The sequence below is a fragment of the Streptomyces sp. Ag109_G2-15 genome (assembly GCF_900215565.1).
Lineage (GTDB): Bacteria > Actinomycetota > Actinomycetes > Streptomycetales > Streptomycetaceae > Streptomyces > Streptomyces diastatochromogenes.
On record NZ_OCNI01000002.1, the window covers coordinates 1971862 to 1992530 of the forward strand.

17 protein-coding genes are annotated in these 20669 nt (G+C 73.2%); 4 read left to right on the plus strand and 13 right to left on the minus strand.

The window, feature by feature from the left end; genetic code table 11:
- On the minus strand, window positions 1-1557 hold the full coding sequence (locus CRP49_RS45115) for a serine/threonine-protein kinase (RefSeq protein ID WP_097259105.1): 1557 nt from the start codon (window positions 1555-1557) through the stop codon (window positions 1-3).
- The gene (locus CRP49_RS45120; RefSeq protein ID WP_097259106.1) at window positions 1554-3311 is read right to left on the minus strand and encodes an FHA domain-containing protein; all 1758 of its coding nucleotides are present in this window, start codon (window positions 3309-3311) and stop codon (window positions 1554-1556) included. The genes CRP49_RS45115 and CRP49_RS45120 overlap by 4 nt, the downstream gene beginning before the upstream one ends.
- A gap of 83 nt (window positions 3312-3394) precedes the next feature.
- Here CRP49_RS45120 and CRP49_RS49010 point away from each other — a divergent pair, with 83 nt between their 5' ends.
- Window positions 3395-5113, plus strand: coding sequence for a hypothetical protein (locus CRP49_RS49010; RefSeq protein ID WP_179852060.1), 1719 nt, complete (start codon window positions 3395-3397; stop codon window positions 5111-5113).
- Window positions 5114-5264: 151 nt separating this feature from the next.
- Here CRP49_RS49010 and CRP49_RS45130 read toward each other — a convergent pair whose 3' ends face one another.
- The 6 genes from CRP49_RS45130 to CRP49_RS45155 form a co-directional block, all read right to left on the minus strand.
- The gene (locus CRP49_RS45130; protein WP_179852061.1) at window positions 5265-6140 is read right to left on the minus strand and encodes a methylenetetrahydrofolate reductase; all 876 of its coding nucleotides are present in this window, start codon (window positions 6138-6140) and stop codon (window positions 5265-5267) included.
- A gap of 142 nt (window positions 6141-6282) precedes the next feature.
- Window positions 6283-7710 carry an MFS transporter gene (locus CRP49_RS45135; RefSeq protein WP_218893032.1) on the minus strand — a complete coding sequence of 476 codons (1428 nt, stop codon included), beginning with the start codon at window positions 7708-7710 and terminating at the stop codon, window positions 6283-6285.
- Window positions 7703-9622, minus strand: coding sequence for a glycoside hydrolase family 15 protein (locus CRP49_RS45140; protein ID WP_097259107.1), 1920 nt, complete (start codon window positions 9620-9622; stop codon window positions 7703-7705). Before CRP49_RS45140 ends, CRP49_RS45135 begins: the two co-directional genes overlap by 8 nt.
- Before the next feature lie 33 nt (window positions 9623-9655).
- Window positions 9656-10108, minus strand: a complete 453-nt coding sequence (locus CRP49_RS45145) for a hypothetical protein (protein WP_097259108.1) — start codon at window positions 10106-10108, stop codon at window positions 9656-9658.
- A gap of 33 nt (window positions 10109-10141) precedes the next feature.
- The gene (locus CRP49_RS45150) at window positions 10142-10609 is read right to left on the minus strand and encodes an SHOCT domain-containing protein (protein ID WP_097259109.1); all 468 of its coding nucleotides are present in this window, start codon (window positions 10607-10609) and stop codon (window positions 10142-10144) included.
- Window positions 10610-10807: 198 nt separating this feature from the next.
- Window positions 10808-11455 carry an HdeD family acid-resistance protein gene (locus CRP49_RS45155; RefSeq protein ID WP_097259110.1) on the minus strand — a complete coding sequence of 216 codons (648 nt, stop codon included), beginning with the start codon at window positions 11453-11455 and terminating at the stop codon, window positions 10808-10810.
- Between the two features lie 242 nt (window positions 11456-11697).
- Here CRP49_RS45155 and CRP49_RS45160 point away from each other — a divergent pair, with 242 nt between their 5' ends.
- Window positions 11698-13107 carry a DUF2252 domain-containing protein gene (locus CRP49_RS45160; RefSeq protein WP_097259111.1) on the plus strand — a complete coding sequence of 470 codons (1410 nt, stop codon included), beginning with the start codon at window positions 11698-11700 and terminating at the stop codon, window positions 13105-13107.
- A 26-nt stretch (window positions 13108-13133) separates the two neighbouring features.
- Here the strand turns inward: CRP49_RS45160 and CRP49_RS45165 are convergent, their stop codons facing one another.
- The 5 genes from CRP49_RS45165 to CRP49_RS45185 all read right to left on the minus strand — a co-directional run bounded on the left by CRP49_RS45165 (window position 13134) and on the right by CRP49_RS45185 (window position 19509).
- Complete coding sequence (locus CRP49_RS45165; RefSeq protein WP_097259112.1) at window positions 13134-13331, minus strand: hypothetical protein; 198 nt, start codon at window positions 13329-13331, stop codon at window positions 13134-13136.
- 101 nt (window positions 13332-13432) lie between these two features.
- Window positions 13433-13945: a hypothetical protein gene (locus CRP49_RS45170; RefSeq protein WP_257033848.1), complete on the minus strand. Its 513-nt coding sequence runs from the start codon at window positions 13943-13945 to the stop codon at window positions 13433-13435.
- A gap of 14 nt (window positions 13946-13959) precedes the next feature.
- Window positions 13960-16671, minus strand: a complete 2712-nt coding sequence (locus CRP49_RS45175) for a LuxR C-terminal-related transcriptional regulator (protein ID WP_097259370.1) — start codon at window positions 16669-16671, stop codon at window positions 13960-13962.
- A 481-nt stretch (window positions 16672-17152) separates the two neighbouring features.
- Entirely contained in the window at window positions 17153-18484 is a 1332-nt protein-coding gene (locus CRP49_RS45180; protein ID WP_097259114.1) for a hypothetical protein, read from the minus strand.
- Between the two features lie 110 nt (window positions 18485-18594).
- Window positions 18595-19509 carry a YhjD/YihY/BrkB family envelope integrity protein gene (locus tag CRP49_RS45185; protein WP_097259115.1) on the minus strand — a complete coding sequence of 305 codons (915 nt, stop codon included), beginning with the start codon at window positions 19507-19509 and terminating at the stop codon, window positions 18595-18597.
- A gap of 265 nt (window positions 19510-19774) precedes the next feature.
- Here CRP49_RS45185 and CRP49_RS45190 point away from each other — a divergent pair, with 265 nt between their 5' ends.
- Window positions 19775-20200, plus strand: coding sequence for a DUF6325 family protein (locus CRP49_RS45190; protein WP_257033849.1), 426 nt, complete (start codon window positions 19775-19777; stop codon window positions 20198-20200).
- Window positions 20201-20348: 148 nt separating this feature from the next.
- Window positions 20349-20657 (plus strand): SHOCT domain-containing protein, encoded by a 309-nt coding sequence (locus CRP49_RS45195; RefSeq protein WP_097259116.1) that lies wholly within the window; start codon window positions 20349-20351, stop codon window positions 20655-20657.
- The last annotated feature ends 12 nt before the right edge of the window (window positions 20658-20669 follow it).

Sequence of the window (20669 nt, forward strand, 5' to 3'; positions counted from 1 at the left end):
TCAGCACGGCGGTGCGTCCAGGGAGGCCGTCTGGGGGCCGTTGGCGGCTGCCGGGTCGCTGCTGAGCGTGACGTCCCAGGTCCCCCGGCAGGGGTGGTTGGAGAAGTCCGCCTCGAAGGTCAGGTCGTAGCGGGTGCTCCCGGACAGGGGCTGGGACTGGGAGCCGTACGGGTCGGCGGGTGTGTCGACGTAGTAGTTCGCGGTGACGGTCAGCGGACCGGTGCCCGTCGTCTCGACCGTCACCGCCGCGACGAGCGTGCCCGGTTTCTGCCCGCGCTGCCATGAGCCGATGGTGATGGTGATCGTGCCGGGGGTTGCCGCGGGCGGGGCCGCGGTGGTCGGGGGCCCGGCCGGTGCGGTCGTCTCGGTGGACGGGGTGGGCGAGGACGACGGGATGTCCGTGGGGGTGGTGGAGGGCGAGGTGTCGGCCGTGGGTGAGGGGCTGCTCGGCGACGATGTGGAGGGAGTGGGTGAAGTGCCGGGTTTCGTAGGCGAGTTGACGGATGTGGGGGTCGAACTCGCGACCGTCGTCGACGTGTCGTGCGGGCGGCCCGTCGCGTACGTCGCTCCGCCCGCGACGACCGCCAGCGCGGCCACCCCACCGGTCGCCACCTTCCATCCCCCGCGCTTGATCCGGCCGAGCAGGGTGAGTGCGGTGGCCGAGCCGTCGAGCGTCGCGGTCGCGGTGAACGGGAACAACAGGGCGAGCAGCGCGGCGAGTTCGGCGAGCCGACGGCGGCCACGCTCCTCCCAGCCGGCGCCGTAGCCCTCCCCGGCGGCCCGTTCCAGGTCGGCGAGGAAGGACTCGACGCCGGGCCGGTCCGCAGGGTCCTTCGCCAGGCCTGAGCGCAGCAGCCCACGCACCGGCGCGGGTACGTCGTCCAGCGGGGCCGGTGCGCGCAGGTGCTGCAGGCGCAGTGCGGTCATGTCGTCGGCGGGGAAGGGCCGTCGTCCGGTCAGGCACTCGAAGAACACCACGGAGGCCGCGTAGACGTCGGCGGCCGGGCCGGCCGGCTCGCCGTCCCACTGCTCGGGTGCCATGTAGGCGGGTGTGCCGGCGGCCTCGGTCTCCCGGCCGCTGCGCACGGCGATGCCGAAGTCGGCCAGCGCGCTGGTGCCGTCGGCGCGGACCAGGACGTTCTCCGGCTTGTAGTCGCGGTGCACCACCCCGGCCGCGTGGGCCGCGCCCAGCCCGAGCAGGGAGCCCTTGAGCAGGACGAGCGCGGCCTCGGGGCCGGTCGCCCCGTGCCGGCGAAGCAGTTGGCGCAGGCTGACGCCGTCGACCGCCTCCATCACGATCGCGGCGCCGGCGCGTGCCTCGATGTACTCGTACAGCCGCACCACGCACGGGTGCCGCAACTCGCCCAGCAGCCGGGCCTCGGCCCGGAAGCGGGCGAGGAACTCCCGGTCCGCACGCAGGCGTTCGCCCAGGTACTTGATCGCGACGGGCACGCCGGTCGCGGTGTGCCGGGCGAGGACGACCTTCCCGCCGGCTCCCTCGCCGAGCGTGCGGACGGTCTCGTAGCCGGGTACGGCCCAGCCCGCTTCGTCGGTCATGCCGTCCCCTCCGCGGGCGCGGCGATCCCGGCGCCCTGTCGTACGTCCTTCGCGTCCCGGCGGCGCCGTATCCGGCGCAGCAGCCAGCGCACGGGTGCGGCCCACACCGGGAAGGCGACCAGGGCGACCACGGCCGCCTCGATCACCGTGGTCCACGGCTCGGCCAGTCGGCCTTCCAGCAGGTCACCGATCCGGGAGCGCCAGGCCAGCAGGGCGAGCGCGAGGAAGCCGTAGGTGCCCACGACGACGGCGAGGCCGTAGGCGGCCATGCCGGCCTGGCGCGGCCCCGGCCGGTTGCCCGCGCGCAGGTCGCGCCACAGGCCCGTGCGGAAGTAGGCGCTCGCCTCCTCGCGCAGCCGGGGCACCCGCAGCGCGTCCGTCAGTGCCTGGTAACCGTCCAGCGGCATCAGCGGGTTGAAGTTGTAGAGGGTGTTCAGGTAGAGGCCGAAGGCCAGGTGGTAGAGGACGGCCGAGGCGGGTCCGGCGGGCAGCAGGGCGGCGCCCGTGGCGCACCAGCCGGCCAGCACCGCCGTGGACAGCGGCCCGGACAGGGCCACCACGACCCGTGACCAGCGGGAGCCGAACCACATGTCGCTGGTGTCCACGAACGCGAACGGCATGCCCATCATCAGCAGGAACCCGCCGCGCCGGACCTTGCGGCCGTACGACTTCACGGCCAGCGCGTGCGTCAGCTCGTGCACGAGCAGCGCGGTGACGTATCCGGCGGCCAGCAGGACCGGCCCCCACACGCCCGCCCCGCCGAAGTCCAGCAGGTGGTGCCGGCCCTGGGCGGCGAAGAACGCGACCAGGCCGCCGGCCACCGACAGCCAGGCGAGCAGCACCCCGGTCCGGGTGAACAGCCGCCAGCCGTAGGCCTGGTAGAGCCGGGTCACCAGCCGGTCGAGGCCGGGGACGGAGACCTCCAGTTTCAGCAGCGCCCGGTACACGGCACCCGCCGCCCGGCGCCAGCCTTTCGGCCGCTCCTCCTCCGGCCGGCCGGGCAGACCGCGCAGCAGGCCGGCGCCCGCGAACGCGGCCAGCGCGGACTCGATGCGGGGCAGGGCGAGTTCGCCGTAGCGCTCGGCGTAGGCGAACAGCAGGTCCCGTACGGTGTTCTCGCCGTCGACTGCGTGCCACAGGAAGACCTGGCGCTCGTCCAGTTCCAGATACCGGCCGGTGCGGGTGGAGCTGAGCACCCAGCGGGGTGCGCCGCGTTCGGTGGGGATCTGCTTGAGGGCCCAGCCGGAGCGGCGGCGGGGGCGCGCGGTGAGCGGGCCGCCCGCCTCCGGGGCCTCCTCCTGTCCGGCGGTGGGCAGTTGGGTCAGCTGGGTGCCGACGACCATCGTGCGGGAGCCGATCCGGGCGTCGCGGGGCTGCTCGAAGACCAGGCGTACGTCGCCCACGGACAGCTCGGTGCCGTCGGCCAGCCGGGCCGCGCCGCCGTGCAGGTCGACGCCGGCCACCGCGGTGCCGTTGAAGGAGTCGAGGTCCTCGATCCGGAAGCCCTCAGGGGTGCGGACGACACGGGCGTGGCGGCGCGAGACGCTGCCGTCGGACAGGACGACGTCGTTGTCCTCGCCGCGGCCCAGCGTGGTGACCGGGCCGGTCAGCGGGACGAGCAGCGTGGGGTCGTCGAGGCCGCGCAGCTGGGGCGCGGCGTACGACGTCGGTGCGGCACCCCGGCGCGGGGTGCCGCAGTGCAGGCAGTACGGGAAGTCGCGCCGCACATGGACGCGGCAGACATGGCAGAGCATGCGGTGGCTCAGCCTCCGCCGGAACCGCTGAGGAACGTACCGCCGTTGAAGCCGCCGTCCGCGTCGGGTGCGGAGGGCGACAGGTGGGTGGCGATGTCGCCGGTGCCGGGCAGGTCCATGCCGCCGCGCACGGTCGTCCCGGCGCGGCCGAGCGTGCCTTCGCCGCCGATGCGCCGGCCGTTGCCCGGGTCACCCCCGCCTTCGCCACCGCCGGGTTCACCGCCGCCGCTGGGGCGCCGACCGTTCTCCGATCCACCGCCACCACTCTCGCCACCCCCGCCGCCTTCACCGCCGCCGCCGGGTACACCGCCACCACTGGGGCGCCGACCGTTCTCCGATCCACCGCCACCACTCTCGCCACCCCCGCCGCCTTCACCGCCGCCGCCGGGTACACCGCCACCGCTCGGGCGCCGACCGTTCTCCGATCCACCGCCTTCGCCACCCCCGCCGCCTTCACCGCCGCCGCCTTCGCCACCGCCGCCGCCGCCGGGTACACCGCCACCGCTCGGGCGCCGACCGTTCTCCGATCCACCGCCTTCGCCACCCCCGCCGCCTTCACCGCCGCCGCCTTCGCCACCGCCACCGCCACCGGGTACACCGCCACCGCTCGGGCGCCGACCGTTCTCCGATCCACCGCCTTCGCCACCCCCGCCGCCTTCACCGCCGCCGCCTTCGCCACCGCCACCGGGCTCACCACCGCCGCTGGGGCGCCGGCCGTTCTCCGAGTCACCGCCACCACTCTCGCCGCCGCCCTCGCCGCCACCACCTTCACCGCCACCGCCACCGCCGTCGCCGCCGTCGCGGTCGTAGATGCCGCCGTGGCCGAAGTGACCGGCATCGCCGCCGCCCTCCCCACCGGCGCCGCCGAAGCCGCCGTGACCGCCCAGGTCACCGAACCCACCGGAACCGACGCCACCGTCACCGAAGCCGCCGTCACCGAAGCCCCCATGGCCGCCGAACCCACCGGAGCCCAGCCCACCGTCCCCGAAGCCGCCGTCGGCTCCACCGAACCCGCCATCGGCACCGCCGCCGAAGCCACCGTCAGCCCCGCCGAACCCGCCGAAGCCTCCCTCGGAACCGCCGCCGAACCCGCCGTCGCCCCCGGCGCCGAAGTCGCCGAAGCCTCCCTCGGCTCCTCCGCCGAAGTCCGCGCCCGGCCCCTCGTTCCCGTGCTCGCCGAACCCGCCGAAGTCACCGAAATCGCCGAAGCCACCGAACTCACCCGGCCCGCCAGCCACTTCGGCAGGCGACTGGTCCAGCAGGGGGCCGCCCAGCAGGCTGTGGGAGCCGGTCGGGGTCACCGCGTGGCCGCTGACGTCCTCCTGGCCCTCGGCGGGACCGGACAGGTCGGACGAGTGGTCGGCGGAGACATGGTCCGCCGGAACGGAGTGGTCGGCCGGAACGACGTGGTCCGCCGGGACGTCGTGGTGCGCCAGCGCATGCGCCGCGCTGCCGAAGAACAGGGACGACTTGGACAGCCGTGGGTCGAGTGCGGCCGGTCCCCCGTCGGTGCCGGACTCGACGCGGAGGGAGCGGAGTTCGGCGACCTGCGCGGGCGAGAGGCCAAGTCTTCGCGCCACCGCGTCGGTGTCACCGTCGAGTTCGGCACGGAAGGTCGGGTCTACGGCCAGCCGGGTCAGGGCAGCACGATAGGCGTCGTCGGTCATGGTTCGGTCTCCGTCGGTCTGCGGGCACTGGTGCCGATCGCGGCGGAGCCGAGGATCCCCCCTGGTCGGCGGCTACTGCCATTTCCGGCCATCCCCGCCGATACCTGCTGGAGACGTTATAGAGCTATGGCATGAGCAGCGCAAGTGCAACAAGCAGGGAGGTCGACGGGTCCCGGGCGCCCGGCCGCGCCACGCGCCCACCGATCAGAACTGGCCACCGACCCACCGGCATGCCGCCGAAATACCGAACAGAACAGCGGGAGCCTGCCTCCTGCCAGCCGCCCGGTCAGCCCTCCTGGTCTCCCCGCCGGAAGCGGGCGATCCACTCCGCGGTGGTCCGCAGGCCGCCGAAGGTGTAGAAGTGCACCTTCACTTCGCCGTGCCGCGCGGGGTCGTACCCATCGGCGAGCGCGTGCAGGAAGCGGTCGGGGCCGGCCGTGCCCATGAGGTTGGTCAGCGAGAAGCCGTACTTGCGGGCGATGGAGGCGCTGGTGCCGACGCCGAAGCGGGTGGCGTAGGTCATCAGCCGGCGCACGCCGGCCGGGCCGGGGACGCCGATGCGGACGGGCAGGCCGACGCCCCGGGCGCGGACGTCCTCCACCCAGCCGAGCACCCGGTCGGCGTCGAAGCCGAACTGGGTGATGACGTCGCCCGCGATCCGCTGTGCCCCGAGCACCGCGCTCTTGTCGCCCAGTGCCGACCACAGGGAGTGCTCGGTGATCGCCGGGTGGCCCTCCGGATAGCCGCTGATGCCGACGTGCCGTACGCCGTGCCGCTGGAGCAGCCCCGTGCGGATGACGGCGAGGGCGTCCTCGTACGGGCCCTCGGGGCGGGCCGGGTCGCCGCCGACGACGAAGACGTTCTCGGCGGTGCCGTCCGCGTCCAGGCCGGCCAGGAACTCCTCCAGGTGCCGCTGGGAGGGCAGCCGGCGGGCGGAGATGTGCGGGACGGGGACGAAGCCGAGCCGTTTGACCGCGCGGGCGGCCGCGAGCCGCATGCCGGGGTCCTCGCCGGCGAGGAACGTGACGTTGATCCGCGTGCCCCGGGGGATGCCGGCGTGCGCCTCCTCCAGCTTCGGCACGTCCTTGCCGGTCATCTCCAGGGAGAAGTCGTCCAGCAGCGAGGTGCCCACCGCGGGCCGGGCGGTGGCGGTGGGGTTCATCGTGCTCCTTGTACGACTGCCTGCGACCGCGTACGGGCGTCATCGGCTACGTACGGCTACGGTCCTTACGTCGGCCGATAATGCCACGCGCGCCCGCGGGCAACGCACCCGGGAGCGGGTCCGGGTCCTGTCCGGCGGAGCCCTAGGCGTGGGTCCCCGGTGCCGTGGCAGGGGTGCCGCGGGTCGCCGGGCCGCCCGGCTTCCGTGGGAGGAGCGCCGCCGCGGCGAGGCCGCCGAGGCCGATCACCGCCAGCGTGATCATCGCGGCGGCGTACGCGCCCTTGCTGAGGCCGGAGACCAGGATGGTGCCGGCGATCGCCGTGCCGAAGGACGAGCCGAGGTTGGACACACTGCGGGACAGGCCGGAGATCTCGCCCTGCTGTTCCTCCGGGAAGGCCGACTGGACGACGTTCACCGACGGGGTCAGCATCACGCCCAGGCCGAGCCCGATCAGGAGGAGCCCGGGGACGAAGGCCCAGGCCGTGGAGTAGCCGCCGACCAGGCCGACCAGTACCGCCACGCCCGCGACAGCGACCACGAAGCCGGTCATGATCAGCGTCCGCTGGGACCGCCGGCGCGCCAGGGCCTCGGCGGACAGCGACGACGCGAGCAGGCCGAGCGTGGCCGCCGTGAAGATCACTCCGGTCTGGATGGCGTCGTAGCCGCGGACGACCTGGAGGTAGGCGGCCACCGTGAAGGACGTTCCCATCAGCAGCAGCCACTGCACGTTCTGCGTGACCAGTCCGAGGTTGGAGGTGCGGTTGCGGAACAGGCCGAGCGAGAGCAGCGGCTCCTGGCCTGCCTGTTCCTTGGCCCGCGCCGAGCGGAAGAACCATGCCAGGACGAGGACGCCGAGGACGATCAGGGCGATCATCAGCCAGATGTTGTTGTCCGCCGCCAGGATGCCCATGACGACCAGGATCAGGCCCGCCGCGGACAGGATCGCTCCGGTGGTGTCGAAGGAGCGGGTCGGGTCGGGGGGCAGGGGGTCCTCGATACGGCGGCTCAGCCAGACGATCACCGCGATGACCAGCGCCTGGAACACGAAGGCCGCGCGCCAGCTGATGGCGGTCGTGATGAGCCCGCCGATCAGCGGTCCCGCCGCGGCCCCGATGCCGCCCAGCGCCATGATGATCCCGAACGCCCGGGCGCGGGAGGTCAGGTCGCGGTAGAGCAGTGTGGTGAGGATGTAGACGGGCGGGATGAGCAGGGCGGTGCCGACTCCCTCGAGGATGGAGTTGCCCAGGATGAGGACGCCGAGTCCCGGTGCCGCCGCGCTCAGCAGCGCGCCGACGGCGTAGACGACGAGACCGACGACGAAGCACCGCTTGCGGCCGTAGCGGTCGGTCAGTTTGCCGCCGGGGATCATCAGCGCGGCCATGACCAGCAGGAAGACGGTGATGGCCACTTGGACGCCCTGGACGGTGGTGTCCAGGTCCTTGCTGATGTCGTTGATCATCACGTTCATGTTGGAGCCGGCGAAGCTGCAGATGAACTGGGCGAGGGCCAGCGCGGCGAGTACCCGCCGCTGCCCCGGCGGCGCCTTCGTCGGCCCTGCCCGGTCAGCCACCTCCGGCGCCCCCGCCCGTGGTTTCGGGGGGCGCCGTGAGGCCGTGCACGACGGGGTGCCGGGTGCCGCCGGTCTCGGGCCGTGTCGTGGCCCGGCCCAGCTCCTCGTCGAGCGCCATGGCCGCGGTGACCAGGGAGAGATGGGTGAACGCCTGCGGGAAGTTGCCGAGTTGCTCGCCCGAGGGCCCGATCTCCTCGGCGAACAGGCCGACATGGTTGGCGTAGGTGAGCATCTTGTCGAAGGCGTGCCGGGCCTGGTGGAGCCGGCCGCTGCGGGCGAGCGCCTCGACGTAGAAGAAGCTGCACAGGTTGAACGTGCCCTCGGAGCCGCGCAGTCCGTCGGGCGAGGCCGCGGGGTCGTACCGGTAGACCAGGCTGTCGCTGACCAGTTCCTCGTCCATGGCGTCCAGGGTGCTGATCCAGTCCGGGTCGTGCGGGGAGAGGAAACCGACCCGCGGCATGAGCAGCAGCGAGGCGTCCAGGACGTCGGTGTCGAAGTGCTGCACGAACGCCTGCCGCTTCTCGTGCCAGCCCCGCTCGATGATCTGGCGGAAGACCCCGTCCCGGGCGGCCGTCCAGCGCGCGACGTCGGCGGGTCGGGAGAACCGGGTGGCCGCACGGATGCCCCGGTCGAACGCCACCCAGGTCATCAGCCGGCTGTAGGTGAAGTTCTGCCGGCCTCCGCGGGTCTCCCAGATGCCCTCGTCCGGCCGGTCCCAGTGGTCGGCCAGCCAGTCCAGGACGCCGTTCAGCGCCTTCCAGCCGCGCACCGCCCCGATGTCCCCGCCGACCGCCAGGGCGTCGCAGGCCTCGCCGTAGATGTCGAGCTGGAGTTGGTCGGCGGCCGCGTTGCCCGCCCGTACCGGCCGTGATCCCCGGTAGCCCTCCAGGTGGTCGAGGATCTCCTCGGTCAGGTGGGGGTCGCCGTCCACCCGGTACATGATCTGCAGCGGGTCGCCGGAGGTGGTGCCGCCGGCCTCGACGCGGTCGCGCAGCCAGTGGCGGAAGGCGAACGCCTCCGCCTCGAAGCCCAGCTCGATCAGGGCCCCGACGGACAGCGAGGCGTCCCGGACCCAGGTGTAGCGGTAGTCCCAGTTGCGCTCGCCGCCGACCTGCTCGGGCAGTCCCATGGTGGCCGCGGCGATGGGCGCCCCCGTCGGCGCGTAGGTGAGCAGCTTGAGGGTGATCGCCGAGCGGTTGACCATGTCCTGCCAGCGTCCGCGGTACGTGCAGGAGCGCAGCCATGTCAGCCAGAAAAGGCGGCACTTCTCCACGTCCTCGGCGATGTCGTACAGGGACGGCGCGGGCGGGGCCTGGCCGCCCTCCGCCGTGGTGGTCAGGACGACGGCGGCGGCCTGTCCGGCGGAGAGGGTGAAGCGGGCGGTGACGTCGTCGCCGTCGGCCCGCAGGCGGATCCCGGGGGTGGACCGCACGTGCAGATCCTGGCCCGGGCCGCGCAGGACGGCCGCGTGGTCGTCGATGAGGCCGAGCGTGTGCGGGGCGCGGCCGTAGTCGAAGCGCGGCCGGCAGGCGAAGGCGAAGGGCAGGCTGCCCCGCACGACCCGGGCCACCCTGATCAGGCGGTGCCGGTCGGTGGGCGCCGGGGCGTCGACGGGTGGCATGAAGTCGGCGACCTCGCCGACGCCGCCGGGTCCCATGAACCGGGTGATCAGGACGGCCGTGTCGGACAGATACAGCTGCCGGACCGACATGCCCTGGCCGTTCCCGTCCGGTGGCTCCGCCGCCAGCCGGCAGTGTCCGCCGCGCTCGCTGTCGAGGAGCGAGGCGAACACGCTGGGCGAGTCGAAGCGGGGAGTGCACCACCAGTCGACGGTTCCGTCGGACGACACCAGAGCCGCTGTCTGGAGGTCGCCGACCATGCCGTGGTCGGCGATGGGCGGATACCGGTCCATGATTCTCCTACGGCCGGGTCGATTCTCCATCGGTTATGAACCGGTGGCGGACTCTTCCCCCTGGACCACGCACAGGGCCCAGATGATGAAGCCGGACAGCGCGATCATCACGACCGACCAGACCGGGTAGTAGGGCAGGGACAGGAAGTTGGCGATGATCACCAGCCCGGCGATGCCCACACCGGCGACGCGTGCCCAGGGCGCCGGCCGGACCAGGCCGAAGCTGACGACGACGGCGAGCGCGCCGAGGACCAGGTGGATCCAGCCCCAGCTGGTGAGGTCGAACTTGAAGACGTAGTTGGGGGTCGTGACGAAGACGGCGTCATGGGCGATCGCCATGATGCCCCGGAACACACCGAGCAGTCCGGCGAGCAGGAGCATGACGCCCGCGAAGGCCGTCAGGCCGCCCGCCCACTGCTGCTTGGCGGTGTGCGTGCGTGCCGCGCGCGTCGTTTGGGTGGGGCGTGTGGGATGTGTCGCGGCCATGAGGCTGCCTCGATTCGTATCCGTGGGTCGTGCTCAGTGTCCGGACGAGGTGGGTGTGGAGCCGGGGCGCTGTGCCGGTCCGGCGCCGCTGAGGACCAGCTCCTTGGCCCTGCGGTACTCGTCGTCGGTGATGTCGCCGCGGGCCCGGATCTCGGAGAGCTTGGCCAGTTCGTCGACGCTGCTGGTCGGGGCGGCGCCCTGTGCGGTCTCCCGGACGTAGCTGTCGAAGGCCTGCTGCTGTGCGCGTGCCTGCGCGATCTCCCGCTTGCCCATGCCCTTGCCGCGGGCGATCACGTAGACGAGGACGCCCAGGAAGGGCAGACAGATCACGAAGAGCGTCCAGCCGGCCTTGGCCCAGCCGCTCAGGTCGTCGTCCCGGAAGATGTCGACGACGATCCGGAACAGCAGGACGAACCACATGATCCACAGGAAGAACCACAGCATCGTCCAGAAGGCGCTCAGCAGCGGATAGTCGTACGCGAGGTAGTTCTGCGCGCTCATGCTCTCTCCTCCGTCCGGGGCACCGGCCCGGTAAAGCTCCTCCAGGCCGGTCTCTGCCGTTTTCAGCCTGCACACGGCGCGGGAGGCGCGGCCTCACCCGAGGCGGGTGATCGTGGCGGGTGACCGTGGTGGGTGACCGTGGTGGGTGACGACGGCCGGCGGGACGGCCCGTCGGCTCACCCCGAGGGGCTCGTCGGCTCACGTCGCCGAGTCGAACGTGCCCGGCAGCGCGCCGCTTCTGCGCAGCGCATGCCGCCACGCGAAGGCGACCGCCAGCTCGACCAGGCCCAGCAGCACGAGCCACAGACCGAGCAGCCGGGTCAGCACCCGGGCCGACTCGGTGGGCAGGACCAGCACCACGATCCCGGCGACGATGCCGAGCACCGCCGCGGCCAGGACGACTCCGCGGTGCGGGAGGTTCTCGGCCGAGAGCGCCGTGTAGAGGGTCACGATGCCGGACGCCAGCCAGGCGAGCCCGACGATCAGCGACAGCGCGGTGATGGTCTGCAGCGGGTTGCGCAGGCAGAGCACGCCGGCCAGGACGTAGAACACCGCGATCAGCAGTCCGGCGAGCCGTTCGCCGGGTCCCTCGCGGGCGAAGGCCATGACGAACCGGAGCGCGCCGGCGAGCAGCAGATAGAGGCCGATGACCACGGCCAGGACGTGCAGCGTCTCGTCCGGCCAGACGAGGATCAGCACACCCGGCACGAACGTCACCACGGCCGACCCCAGGATCCAGGTCCACGACCCGGCGAGCGCCGTCATGGCGTCCCCGGGGCCGGCTGCCGTCCCAGCGGACAGGTGTGGCGGTCCGGTACGCGGTGCCGGACCACGCGACTCGGTCATGGCTCCTCCTCGCGCGATCGAACGGGTCGCCTCCGGACCGCCGGCGGGGGCGGCGTGTGCAACCCCTCACCGGGACAGCGTGCCGCGCCCGGCCGGTGCGCCGGGTCACCCACCACGGGTGATCCCTCCGCCCGGCCGGGGCGGTGGGGTGGGTCCACGGGCGGACGGCCCGCGGTCCTCCCGCCGCCGCGGCAGCCGGTTCCGGGAGCGGACGGCGGGCCGCCGGACCAGGAGGCTGGATCATGGCCGCACCGAATGCCCTCACCGGCTCTGCGTCAGTGGCCGACCGAGCGGCCTACGGCCGCAACGCCCGTACGCGTGCCCCGCGTTCGGGCCAGGGCGTGTTCGCGCCGGCGCCGGACCGGCCCGACGTGATCGAGGTGCTGGAGCGTCAGTCGGCCACCCGTATCCCCGAGTTGGTGCCGATCCGCTACGGCCGCATGCTCGAATCGCCGTTCCGCTTCTACCGGGGCGCGGCCGCGGTCATGGCGACAGACCTCGGCCCGCAGCCCGACACCGGGCTCCGGGTGCAGTTGTGCGGAGACGCCCATCTGCTGAACTTCCGCCTGCTGGCCTCGCCGGAACGCCATCTGGTCTTCGACATCAACGACTTCGACGAGACCTTTCCGGGGCCGTTCGAATGGGACGTCAAACGGCTGGCGGCCAGCTTCGTCATCGCGGCCCGCGCCAACGGCTTCGCGGCCAGGGAGCAGAACGACGCCGTGCGCACGTGCGTACGGGCCTACCGGGAGCGGATGCGGGAGTTCGCCGGCATGCGCACGCTGGACATCTGGTACGCCCAGGACGACGCCGACCAGATGCGCGCGCTGCTGGCCTACGCGATGGACAAGAAGGGCAGGCGCCGTACCGCCGAGGCGACCGCGCGCGCCCGCACCCGCACCTCACTGCAGGCCTTCGCCGAGCTCACCCGGCGCACGCCCGAGGGCCGGCGGATCGCCGCGGACCCGCCGCTGATCATCCCGCTGCGGGATCTGCAGGACCGGACCACCCGGGAGGGCGAGGACAAGGAGCTGCAGACGCTGCTGGAGGGGTACGCGCGCACCCTGCCCTGGGACCGGCGGCATCTGCTGCGTCACTACCGGCTGGTGGACCTGGCCCGGAAGGTGGTGGGCGTCGGCAGCGTCGGCACCCGGTGCTGGATCCTGCTCCTGCTCGGCCGGGACGACGACGATCCGCTGCTGCTGCAGGCCAAGGAGGCGCAGGAGTCGGTGCTCGCGGCGCACACGGGCGGCGAACGGTACGACAACCAGGGCCGCAGGGTGGTCACCGGGCAGCGGCTCATCCAGACCACCAGCGACATCTTCCTGGGCTGGACACACGTGGTGGGCCTCGACGGGCGTGACCGGGACTTCTACGTACGTCAGCTGCGCGACTGGAAGGGCATCGCCCGGCCGGACACCATGGAGCCGGCTCTGCTGAACCTGTTCGGCCAGGTGTGCGGGGCCTCGCTGGCCCGGGCCCACGCCCGCTCCGGAGATCCCGTCGCCCTCGCCGCGTACCTGGGCGGCGGCGACCGCTTCGACCGTGCGCTGACCGGTTTCGCGCAGGCGTACGCGGACCAGAACGAGCAGGACTTCGCGGCACTGGGCAAGGCGGCGCGCTCGGGCCGGATCAAGGTGGCGAAGCTGTGAGGGTGACTACGGCGGTTCCGTGAGCGTCACTCCGGCAGTTGCCGCATCTCGACGACCCGCAGCCCCAGCGACTGGAAGCGGGTCAGCAGCCCGTAGAGATGGGCCTCGTCGATGACGCGCCCGAACAGCACCGTCTGCCCGGACATCCTCACGTGGTCCAGCTCCGGGAAGGCCTTGGTGAGCGTCTCCGACATGAGTCCATCGACACGGATCTCGTAGCGCATGTGCCGTTCTCCCGCTGCGGGCCTGCTGCGGTCTTCTTGCGATGCTGCTCCGCACGGCGTCGCGCGGCCTCACCCGGCGCAGGTGATCCGGGGTCCGGGGTTCAGTGGGTGAGAGCGATCTTGAACGAGATGATCACCAGGCCGAGCAGCAGATTGATCGTGGCGGTGGCCGACACCAGCCGCCAGGAGGCCCCCGCCTGCCGTGCCCCGGCCGCGGACCACCCCACCTGCCCGGCCACGGCCACCGCGACCGCCAGCCAGACGGCACCCTCCACGTCCAGGCCCAGCAGCGGGCTCACGGCGACGGCGAGGGCCGGCGGCACGGCCGCCTTGACGATCGGCCACTCCTCACGGCACACCCGCAGGATCGTCGGGCGGTCCAGGGGCCGTTGCGCGAGGCGCGCGCCGAACAGCTGCGCGTGGACGTGCCCGACCCAGAAGACGAGGCCGGTGAGCACCAGCAGCACCACCAGTTGCAGCCGGGGGAAGTGACCGAGGCTGCCGGCGCCGATCACCACCGACGCGGCGAGCATCGACCCGTAGACCGCGCCCGTGTAGTCGGCGTGGGCGCGGCGCTCGGTACGGCGGCGTACCCCCGCTGAGGTGTCTCCCACGGCTCCACCTCGCCTCATATCAGCCCGCGCTCACGGGCCCGCCGTACCGCCTCGCCGCGCCGGTTCACGCCGAGCTTCCGGTAGACGCTCTTGAGGTGGGTCTTCACGGTGTTCACGGAGACGTACAGGTCGGCGGCGATCTCCTCCGTGGACATCATCTGGGCGAGCCGCCGCAGCACTTCGCGCTCGCGTCCGCTCAGTTCCTCGACGACCAGCGGCGCACGCTCCTCGGGCGCGCGGGGAGCGGGGCCGCCGGGGGTGAGCCAGCCCGCGGCGAGGCTCTGCAGCGGCGGGGTGTCCAGCAGGTGCCGGAGACGCGGTCCGGCATCGAGGAACGGGCGTCGCAGCCGCTCCCGCCGGGCCTCCAGCAGGGCCCGGGCGAGCAGCTTGCGGGCGGTGGCCACGTCCCCGGCCTCCTGCGCGGCGCGGGCGCGCACCAGCGCGGCACAGACGCTCACCCCCGGGCCGGTACGGCTCCGGGTGCGCAGGTGGTCCACCAGGTCGAGCGCCGCGTCCCGGTTGCCCACGGCGAGCTGGGCCCACGCCAGCTCCGCCGCGTACGCCGGCTCGGTGCCGTAGGGCACGTCGTCCAGCACCTTCGCGGCGGTGTCCGGCCGGCCCTCGGCCAGATGGGCGGCGGAGGTGACCAGTGCCGTGTGGACCTCGGCCCACGGGGAGGCCACGTCGGCCGGGACGGCGGGGTCGGCCGCCGCCGCGGCGGCCCGTGGGTCGCCCCGCGCCAGCAGCAGCCGGGCCGCCACGAGGGATCTGCCCGCCGCCGTCACCGGGTCGAGCGCGGCGGGTGCGGAGTCGGCCGCCTCGTCCAGGAGGGCCTGGGCCTGCCCGAGGTCGTCGCGGTCGACGGCCACCGCGGCCAGCACCAGCCGCCCGAGATCCGCACCGGGGGGCCGGTGCAGACCGAACTGCTCGGTCTCGGTGAGGGCCGCCAGCGCCTTGCGCTCGGCCCTGCTGAGCCAGCCGTTCAGGTAGTCGATCAGCGCCAGGTGTCCGAGGGAGTCCTGGCGGGGCAGGGCGGTCGCGACGCCGCTGGGGCAGCCGGCCACCTCGGACAAGGCGGCCCGCGCCTCGTCGAAGCTGCCGGCCCACAGCCGGGTCGACCCCAGATGGGTGAGCAGCAGGGCGGTGAGTTCGGGGTGCTTGTCCAGCAGGTGGGCCGGGACCTCGTGGCGCAGTTCCTCGGCCGTGGCCACGGCCTTCTCCGCCCGGGAGGGAGAGCCGGTCAGCCGGGCCGCCAGGGATTCCAGCAGTACGCAGCTCAGCCGGAGCGCGGGATCGAGCGCCTCCTCGGCCAGGTGTTCCTCGGCGAGGCGCAGATGGTTCAGGCCGCGTTCGAGATCGTGCTCGGCCAGGTCGCGGGCGGCCCGTACGACGTCCGGGGCCGCGCCCGTGACCTCGGGCCCCATCCGGGCGAACAGTTCGGCGAGGTCGTCCGCGCGCAGGCCGGTGAAGAGCTGCCCGATCGCGAGGTCGTCGACGAAGGCACCGGCGGTGAACTCCCAGTCTCCCGCGGCGGCGCCGTGCGCCAGCGCCTCCGGCAGGGCCCCGGTGGCCCGCAGCCACTGCCCGGCCCGCCGGTGGAGTTCCGGTTCGAGGCCCGGATGGCGCGCCCGCAGATGGGCCCGGAGGATCTCGCCGAACAGCGGATGCAGCCGGTACCACGAGTGGCCGAGGTCCTCGACGAACGCGTTCTGCCGGTGCAGCCCGGCCAGCACCGGTTCGAGACCGCCGCGGCCCGTGAGCGCCTCCGCGAGCGCCGGGCAGAAGCGGTCCACGACGCTGACCCGCAGCAGGAGGTCCTGGGTGCGGGCCGTCTGCCGTTTCAGCACCTCGGCGAGGAGGAAGTCGGCGACCGCGCTCCGGCCGGCCTCGAACTCCCTGAGGTACGCCTCGGGATCCTCGCTCTCCTGGGCGGCCATGGCACACAGCCGCAGTCCGGCGGCCCAGCCCCGGGTGCGCTCCACCAGGGCGCGGGTCGCCTCGGCCGGAAGCCGCAGGCCGTGCAGGTCCAGGAGGTCGGCCGCCTCGTCGGGGGTGAAGGCCAGCTCGGCGTCGCGGATCTCGGTCATCGCCGCGGCCGCCCGGTACCGGTGCAGCGGCAGCAGCGGTTCGGTCCGGGTGACCAGGATCAGCCGCAGTCCGGGCCCGGCGTGGTGCAGGACGAACTCCAGCTGCTCCGCGGTCTGGGGCGCGGTCTGACGGTCGAACTCGTCGAGCACGAGGATCGCGGGCCGGTCATGGCCGCTCAGTTCGTCGGCGAGGCGTGCCAGCAGCTTGTGGTCCACCCGGCTCGCGTCCGCGGGGCAGCCGATGTCGGCGCAGAGCGGTACGCCGGCGGCCTGCAGGGCGTGCAGCACATAGGCCCAGAACATGCCGGCGCCCTGGTCCCCCGCCTCGTTGGTGAACCAGGCGACCGGCCGCCCGAGCCTGGCGGCCCAGTCCGCGACCAGCAGGGTCTTGCCCGCCCCGGCCGAGCCGTTGACCATCGTCAGCGGCGTGTCGAGGGCCCGGTCGAGGTGTTCGACCAGCCGAGGGCGACGCAGGAACGTGGCCGGCCTGCCCGGCGGGGCGAGCCGTGTCTGCAGAAACGGCTCGCCCAGCGGATCGGCGGCAGCGACGGCCGGTCCGCGCGTGTTCTCGTTCCTCGTGGCCACTGAGTCACCACCACGCTCCGTGAAGCTCTGGACGACGCTCCACTCGATCAGCATCCCAGCCTTCGCGACCCGGCGCAGTTCACGCGGGCCGAGCGGGCCGCCGGCGCTGTGGGTCGGGGCCGGTCTGCGGACGGATCCGGCGCCGGACGCGTCCCGTCCCGCACGGTACGGCCGCCGGCGGCCCGCCCGCACTGTGGGTCAGGGTCCGTCGGCGGACGGATCCGGCGCCGGTCGGGTCGCCTCCCGCTCAGTACGGCCGCCAGCAGCCCGCCCGCGCTTCGGGTCAGAGCCGGTCAGCGGACAGATTCGGCGCCGGACGGGTCGCGTCCCGCACGGTACGGCCGCCGGCGGCCCACCCGCGCTTCCCATCAAGGCCGGTCGGCGGACGAATACGGCGCAAGTCGGGTCGCCTCCCGCTCAGTACGGCCGCCAGCAGCCCGCCCGCACTTCGGGTCAGAGCCGGTCGGCGCACAGATTCGGCGCCAGTCGGGTCGCATCCCGCTCGGCGCGACCGCCGGCGGCCCCGTACTTCCCATCAGGGCCGGTCGGCGGACGGACCCGGCGCCGGACGGGTCACGTCCCGCACGGTACGGCCGCCCGCGGCGAGCAGCGCGAGCACGGCCAGGACGGCGAGCAGGACGACGACCAGGAGCAGGATGGTGAGCACGGTCGGGTGGTTCCAGAGCGCGAAGACGAGCGCGATGATCAACAGCGCGGCGAGGGTGAGGCCCCGGCGGTAGGCCAGCGCCCAGGTGCCGGCGCGCCCGGCGCGGACGTGGTGGGCGGCCGCCCACCGGGCCGCGGAGTCCGCGGTGTTCTCGGAGGCGCCCCGGACGGCCACGGGCAGGCGGCCCGGCCCGACGAGGTAGGCACCCAGGGCGATGACCACGCCCAGGACGACGGCCGTCCGCAGGCTGACCTTCAGAAAGCGGAGCAGGGTGTCGAAGACGGCCGCGGCGGCGGCCTTCGACTGAACCTGGGGCGGCAGGTGGTCCAGGTAGTAGCGGCGGGCCACGACCAGCGCGACGGCCACCACCAGGCAGGCGAAGGCGGCGCCCAGGGCGGTGCGTGCCAGGGCCCGGCGTCGGTGACGGGCCAGGAAGACACCCAGGGCACCGAGGACGACGACGATTACGGGGAACCAGTTCCCGACGACGTTGAGCAGGTGCGCGCCCTTACGGGCCTTGGCGAGCTGGTCGGAGTGGAAGAGCACCATCTGCTTGTCCACGTCCGGGATCTTCTCGGCGGGTTTCAGACCCGCGTCGACCAGCTCCTTCTTCACCTCGTCGACGGCCGTACCGACGTTCAGGGTGACCTCGCCGTCACTGACCCCGACGGCACCGCGGCCCTCGCCGGTCAGGGCGTGCACGACGGCCTGGTGGGCGGCGCGGTTGGCGGTCCGCCAGGTCGTCGCGAAGAGGTCGCTCTCGACCACACGGGTGGCGACCTTGGTCACCGCCTGGTTCACGGCGGAGTCGATCTGTGGCCCCAGGCCCTTGAGCGCGTCGGCGGCGCGGGCTGGCAGCCCCTGGGACTGAAGCCAGGTGGCGATGTCGGCGGCGACCTGCGGGCCGTCCACCCGGGCGCCCACAGCCTCGGTGATCCGGTGGACCGCCGCGTCCTGGATGGCGGGTTCCGTGGCCAGCGGCGCGACCGTGGACACGTACCGGTCGGTGTCGAGGGCGATGTCCTTCACCCAGACCGCGAGCAGGGCGACGGGCACGAGGATGCAGGTCAGCACGATCAGCACGGCCGAGGCGGTGCCGCGCGCGGCCGCCCCGCCCCCGCTCCGGCGCGCCCTTGCTTCGCCGCCGGCCGCGGGCTCGTGGTCCGGGCTCGGGGGGTGCGGGGCGGGCGGCTCGGTCACTGTGCCTCCGGCGCGGTGTGGGTGCCTGAACCCCCATTTCGTCAGCCCCACGGGCACCGCGCGCGCTGGGCAGGCCGAATGGACGACGGGAAGGGGCGGTCAGACAGGCCCTAGATCTCCCGGCTCCACTGCGGCGGCGGGCTGCCCAGGCGCTTCGCCAGCGGGGGCTCCTGTGCGGCGACGGCGCCCACGCTGATGCTGATGGCGACCGCGACGCAGACCACGATCAGCCAGGACAGCAACAGGAACACGGAACCGAGGGAGCCGTACTCGGCCAGGGCCCGGTTGAGGGCCCGGGGCATGTACAGCGGCGCGGTGCTCGTCAGGACGGTCACGACGACCGCCGTGATGACGGCGCCCGGCAGCAGGGGCATCCAGGGGATCCGGCCGCCGAGCAGCAGATGCTGCGTCCACCACCACAGGCCCACCGCGGTGATCACAATGAGGGGGATGCCCAGCCAGGCGCCCAGGCCGAACCCGTCGCGCATCGGACCCTGTACGAGCATCGCGCCGAGCCACAGGACCAGCCAGGCCACCCAGCGCCAGGGGGCGACACGGGTGCCCGCCCTGGGGATCTCCCAGGCCCGTTTGCACAGCCGTTGCATCGCCCGGCTGACAGCGGTGGCCGACAGCAGCACCATCAGTCCGCCGACGATGCCCGTGGCCTGCCGGAGATCCTGTGTGGTCGGCTGGAGCACCTGCTCCAACTGGGTCTGGGCGGCTCCCGTCAGGCCCAGCAGCGAGTGCACGGAATTGGACAGCTGCTGCCTCAGCGGCTTCGGAGCGTAGGCCGCGACCACGAACAGCAGCGGGACGGCGGTCAGGAAGCACTGCGCGGCCAGCCGGGTGGCGGAGTCGAAGATGTTCACGGACACCATGCGGTCCGCGAGATGTGTGACGACCGGGAAGCGGGTCTCCGCGTCTCGGTGCAGCGACTTCGCCCGGGCCGTGAGCGCGGTGGTCCGCCGCTTCCACCACCCCGGCTCGGGACGCCGCTTGCCGTGCCCGTGCCCGCGCCGTGCCATCAGGGTCCCGGGAGCGCGCTTCGGCGGTACGACCGTCGCATGGCGTAGCTCATGTCCCTTCGGCGCTCCTCTCCTTCCGATCCTTCCGACCAGGGTGGGGGCCGGGGCACTCGGCGGCACCCGGAGGCCGGGGCGGAGAGGGCGTCGTGCGCGGATGTGCGAGGCACCGGGGCGCGTGCTGGAATGGCCGGGAGGGCTGACGACCGCCGACGCGGGGGCGTTGCCAAGGAGCTGCGCGGACGGCCCCCGTTCCCGAGGAGTGGCCATGAACGGCATCGAAGAAATGGGCCCCGTCGACTATCTGGTCATCGAGTTCCCCGGCAACCGTATGACGGGCGAGGCGTTCCCCCTGCTGGTGGATCTGGTCGAGCGCGGCCTCGTCCGGATCATCGACCTCGCCTTCCTCCGCAAGGAGACCGACGGCTCGGTCGTCGCACTGGAGTTGCGGGACCTCGGTGACGAGGTCGATCTGACCGTCTTCGAGGGCGCCTCGGCCGGAGTGCTGGACCAGAGCGACCTGGACGAGGCCGGCAACGCGCTGGAGCCCGGCAACTCGGCCGCGGTGCTGGTGTACGAGAACGTGTGGGCAGCTCCCCTGGCCCGCGCGCTCAGGCGCAGCGGCGCCCAGCTCGTGGCGAGCGGCCGTATCCCGGTGCAGGCCCTGCTGGCGTCCCTGGACGCCACGGAGTAGACGGCTCCCCTCGGCGGCCCCGCAGTCGCCTGAACGGCCGAGCCGGCACCGGTCGCCCGAGCGGCCGCACCGACACCGGCCGCCTGAAACAGCCGTACCGACACCGGTCGCCCGAACGGGCGGACCGACCCATGGGAGATGACCGAACATGCCTGGACTGCTTCGGGGCGTCGCACGCACCGCCGTCGTCGCCGGAACCGCCACCGCCGTGTCCAACCGCGTCTCGCGGCGGCAGGCGGGCCGATGGGCGCAGCAGGACTACGAACAGCAGCAGCGGCAGGCCTACGAGCAGCAGCAGGAGCAGGCGCCGCCGCCCGCTCCTCCCGCACCGCAGCCCGCCGCTCCCGACGAGATGACCCACAGGATCGACCAGCTCAAGCAGCTGGCCGACCTGAAGGCACAAAATGTGCTGACGGAAGAGGAGTTCGAGAGCCAGAAGCGCCTGCTCCTGGGCTGAGCCCGGTCGGCG

What these genes read in the sequence shown, in the direction of transcription:
- CRP49_RS45115 (WP_097259105.1), bottom strand. Translation starts at nt 1,557, where the DNA reads ATGACCGACGAAGCGGGCTGGGCCGTACCCGGCTACGAGACCGTCCGC.
- CRP49_RS45120 (WP_097259106.1), bottom strand. Translation starts at nt 3,311, where the DNA reads ATGCTCTGCCATGTCTGCCGCGTCCATGTGCGGCGCGACTTCCCGTAC.
- CRP49_RS45130 (WP_179852061.1), bottom strand. Translation starts at nt 6,140, where the DNA reads ATGAACCCCACCGCCACCGCCCGGCCCGCGGTGGGCACCTCGCTGCTG.
- CRP49_RS45140 (WP_097259107.1), bottom strand. Translation starts at nt 9,622, where the DNA reads ATGGACCGGTATCCGCCCATCGCCGACCACGGCATGGTCGGCGACCTC.
- CRP49_RS45145 (WP_097259108.1), bottom strand. Translation starts at nt 10,108, where the DNA reads ATGGCCGCGACACATCCCACACGCCCCACCCAAACGACGCGCGCGGCA.
- CRP49_RS45150 (WP_097259109.1), bottom strand. Translation starts at nt 10,609, where the DNA reads ATGAGCGCGCAGAACTACCTCGCGTACGACTATCCGCTGCTGAGCGCC.
- CRP49_RS45155 (WP_097259110.1), bottom strand. Translation starts at nt 11,455, where the DNA reads ATGACCGAGTCGCGTGGTCCGGCACCGCGTACCGGACCGCCACACCTG.
- CRP49_RS45160 (WP_097259111.1), top strand. Translation starts at nt 11,698, where the DNA reads ATGGCCGCACCGAATGCCCTCACCGGCTCTGCGTCAGTGGCCGACCGA.
- CRP49_RS45165 (WP_097259112.1), bottom strand. Translation starts at nt 13,331, where the DNA reads ATGCGCTACGAGATCCGTGTCGATGGACTCATGTCGGAGACGCTCACC.
- CRP49_RS45175 (WP_097259370.1), bottom strand. Translation starts at nt 16,671, where the DNA reads ATGCTGATCGAGTGGAGCGTCGTCCAGAGCTTCACGGAGCGTGGTGGT.
- CRP49_RS45185 (WP_097259115.1), bottom strand. Translation starts at nt 19,509, where the DNA reads ATGGCACGGCGCGGGCACGGGCACGGCAAGCGGCGTCCCGAGCCGGGG.
- CRP49_RS45190 (WP_257033849.1), top strand. Translation starts at nt 19,775, where the DNA reads ATGAACGGCATCGAAGAAATGGGCCCCGTCGACTATCTGGTCATCGAG.
- CRP49_RS45195 (WP_097259116.1), top strand. Translation starts at nt 20,349, where the DNA reads ATGCCTGGACTGCTTCGGGGCGTCGCACGCACCGCCGTCGTCGCCGGA.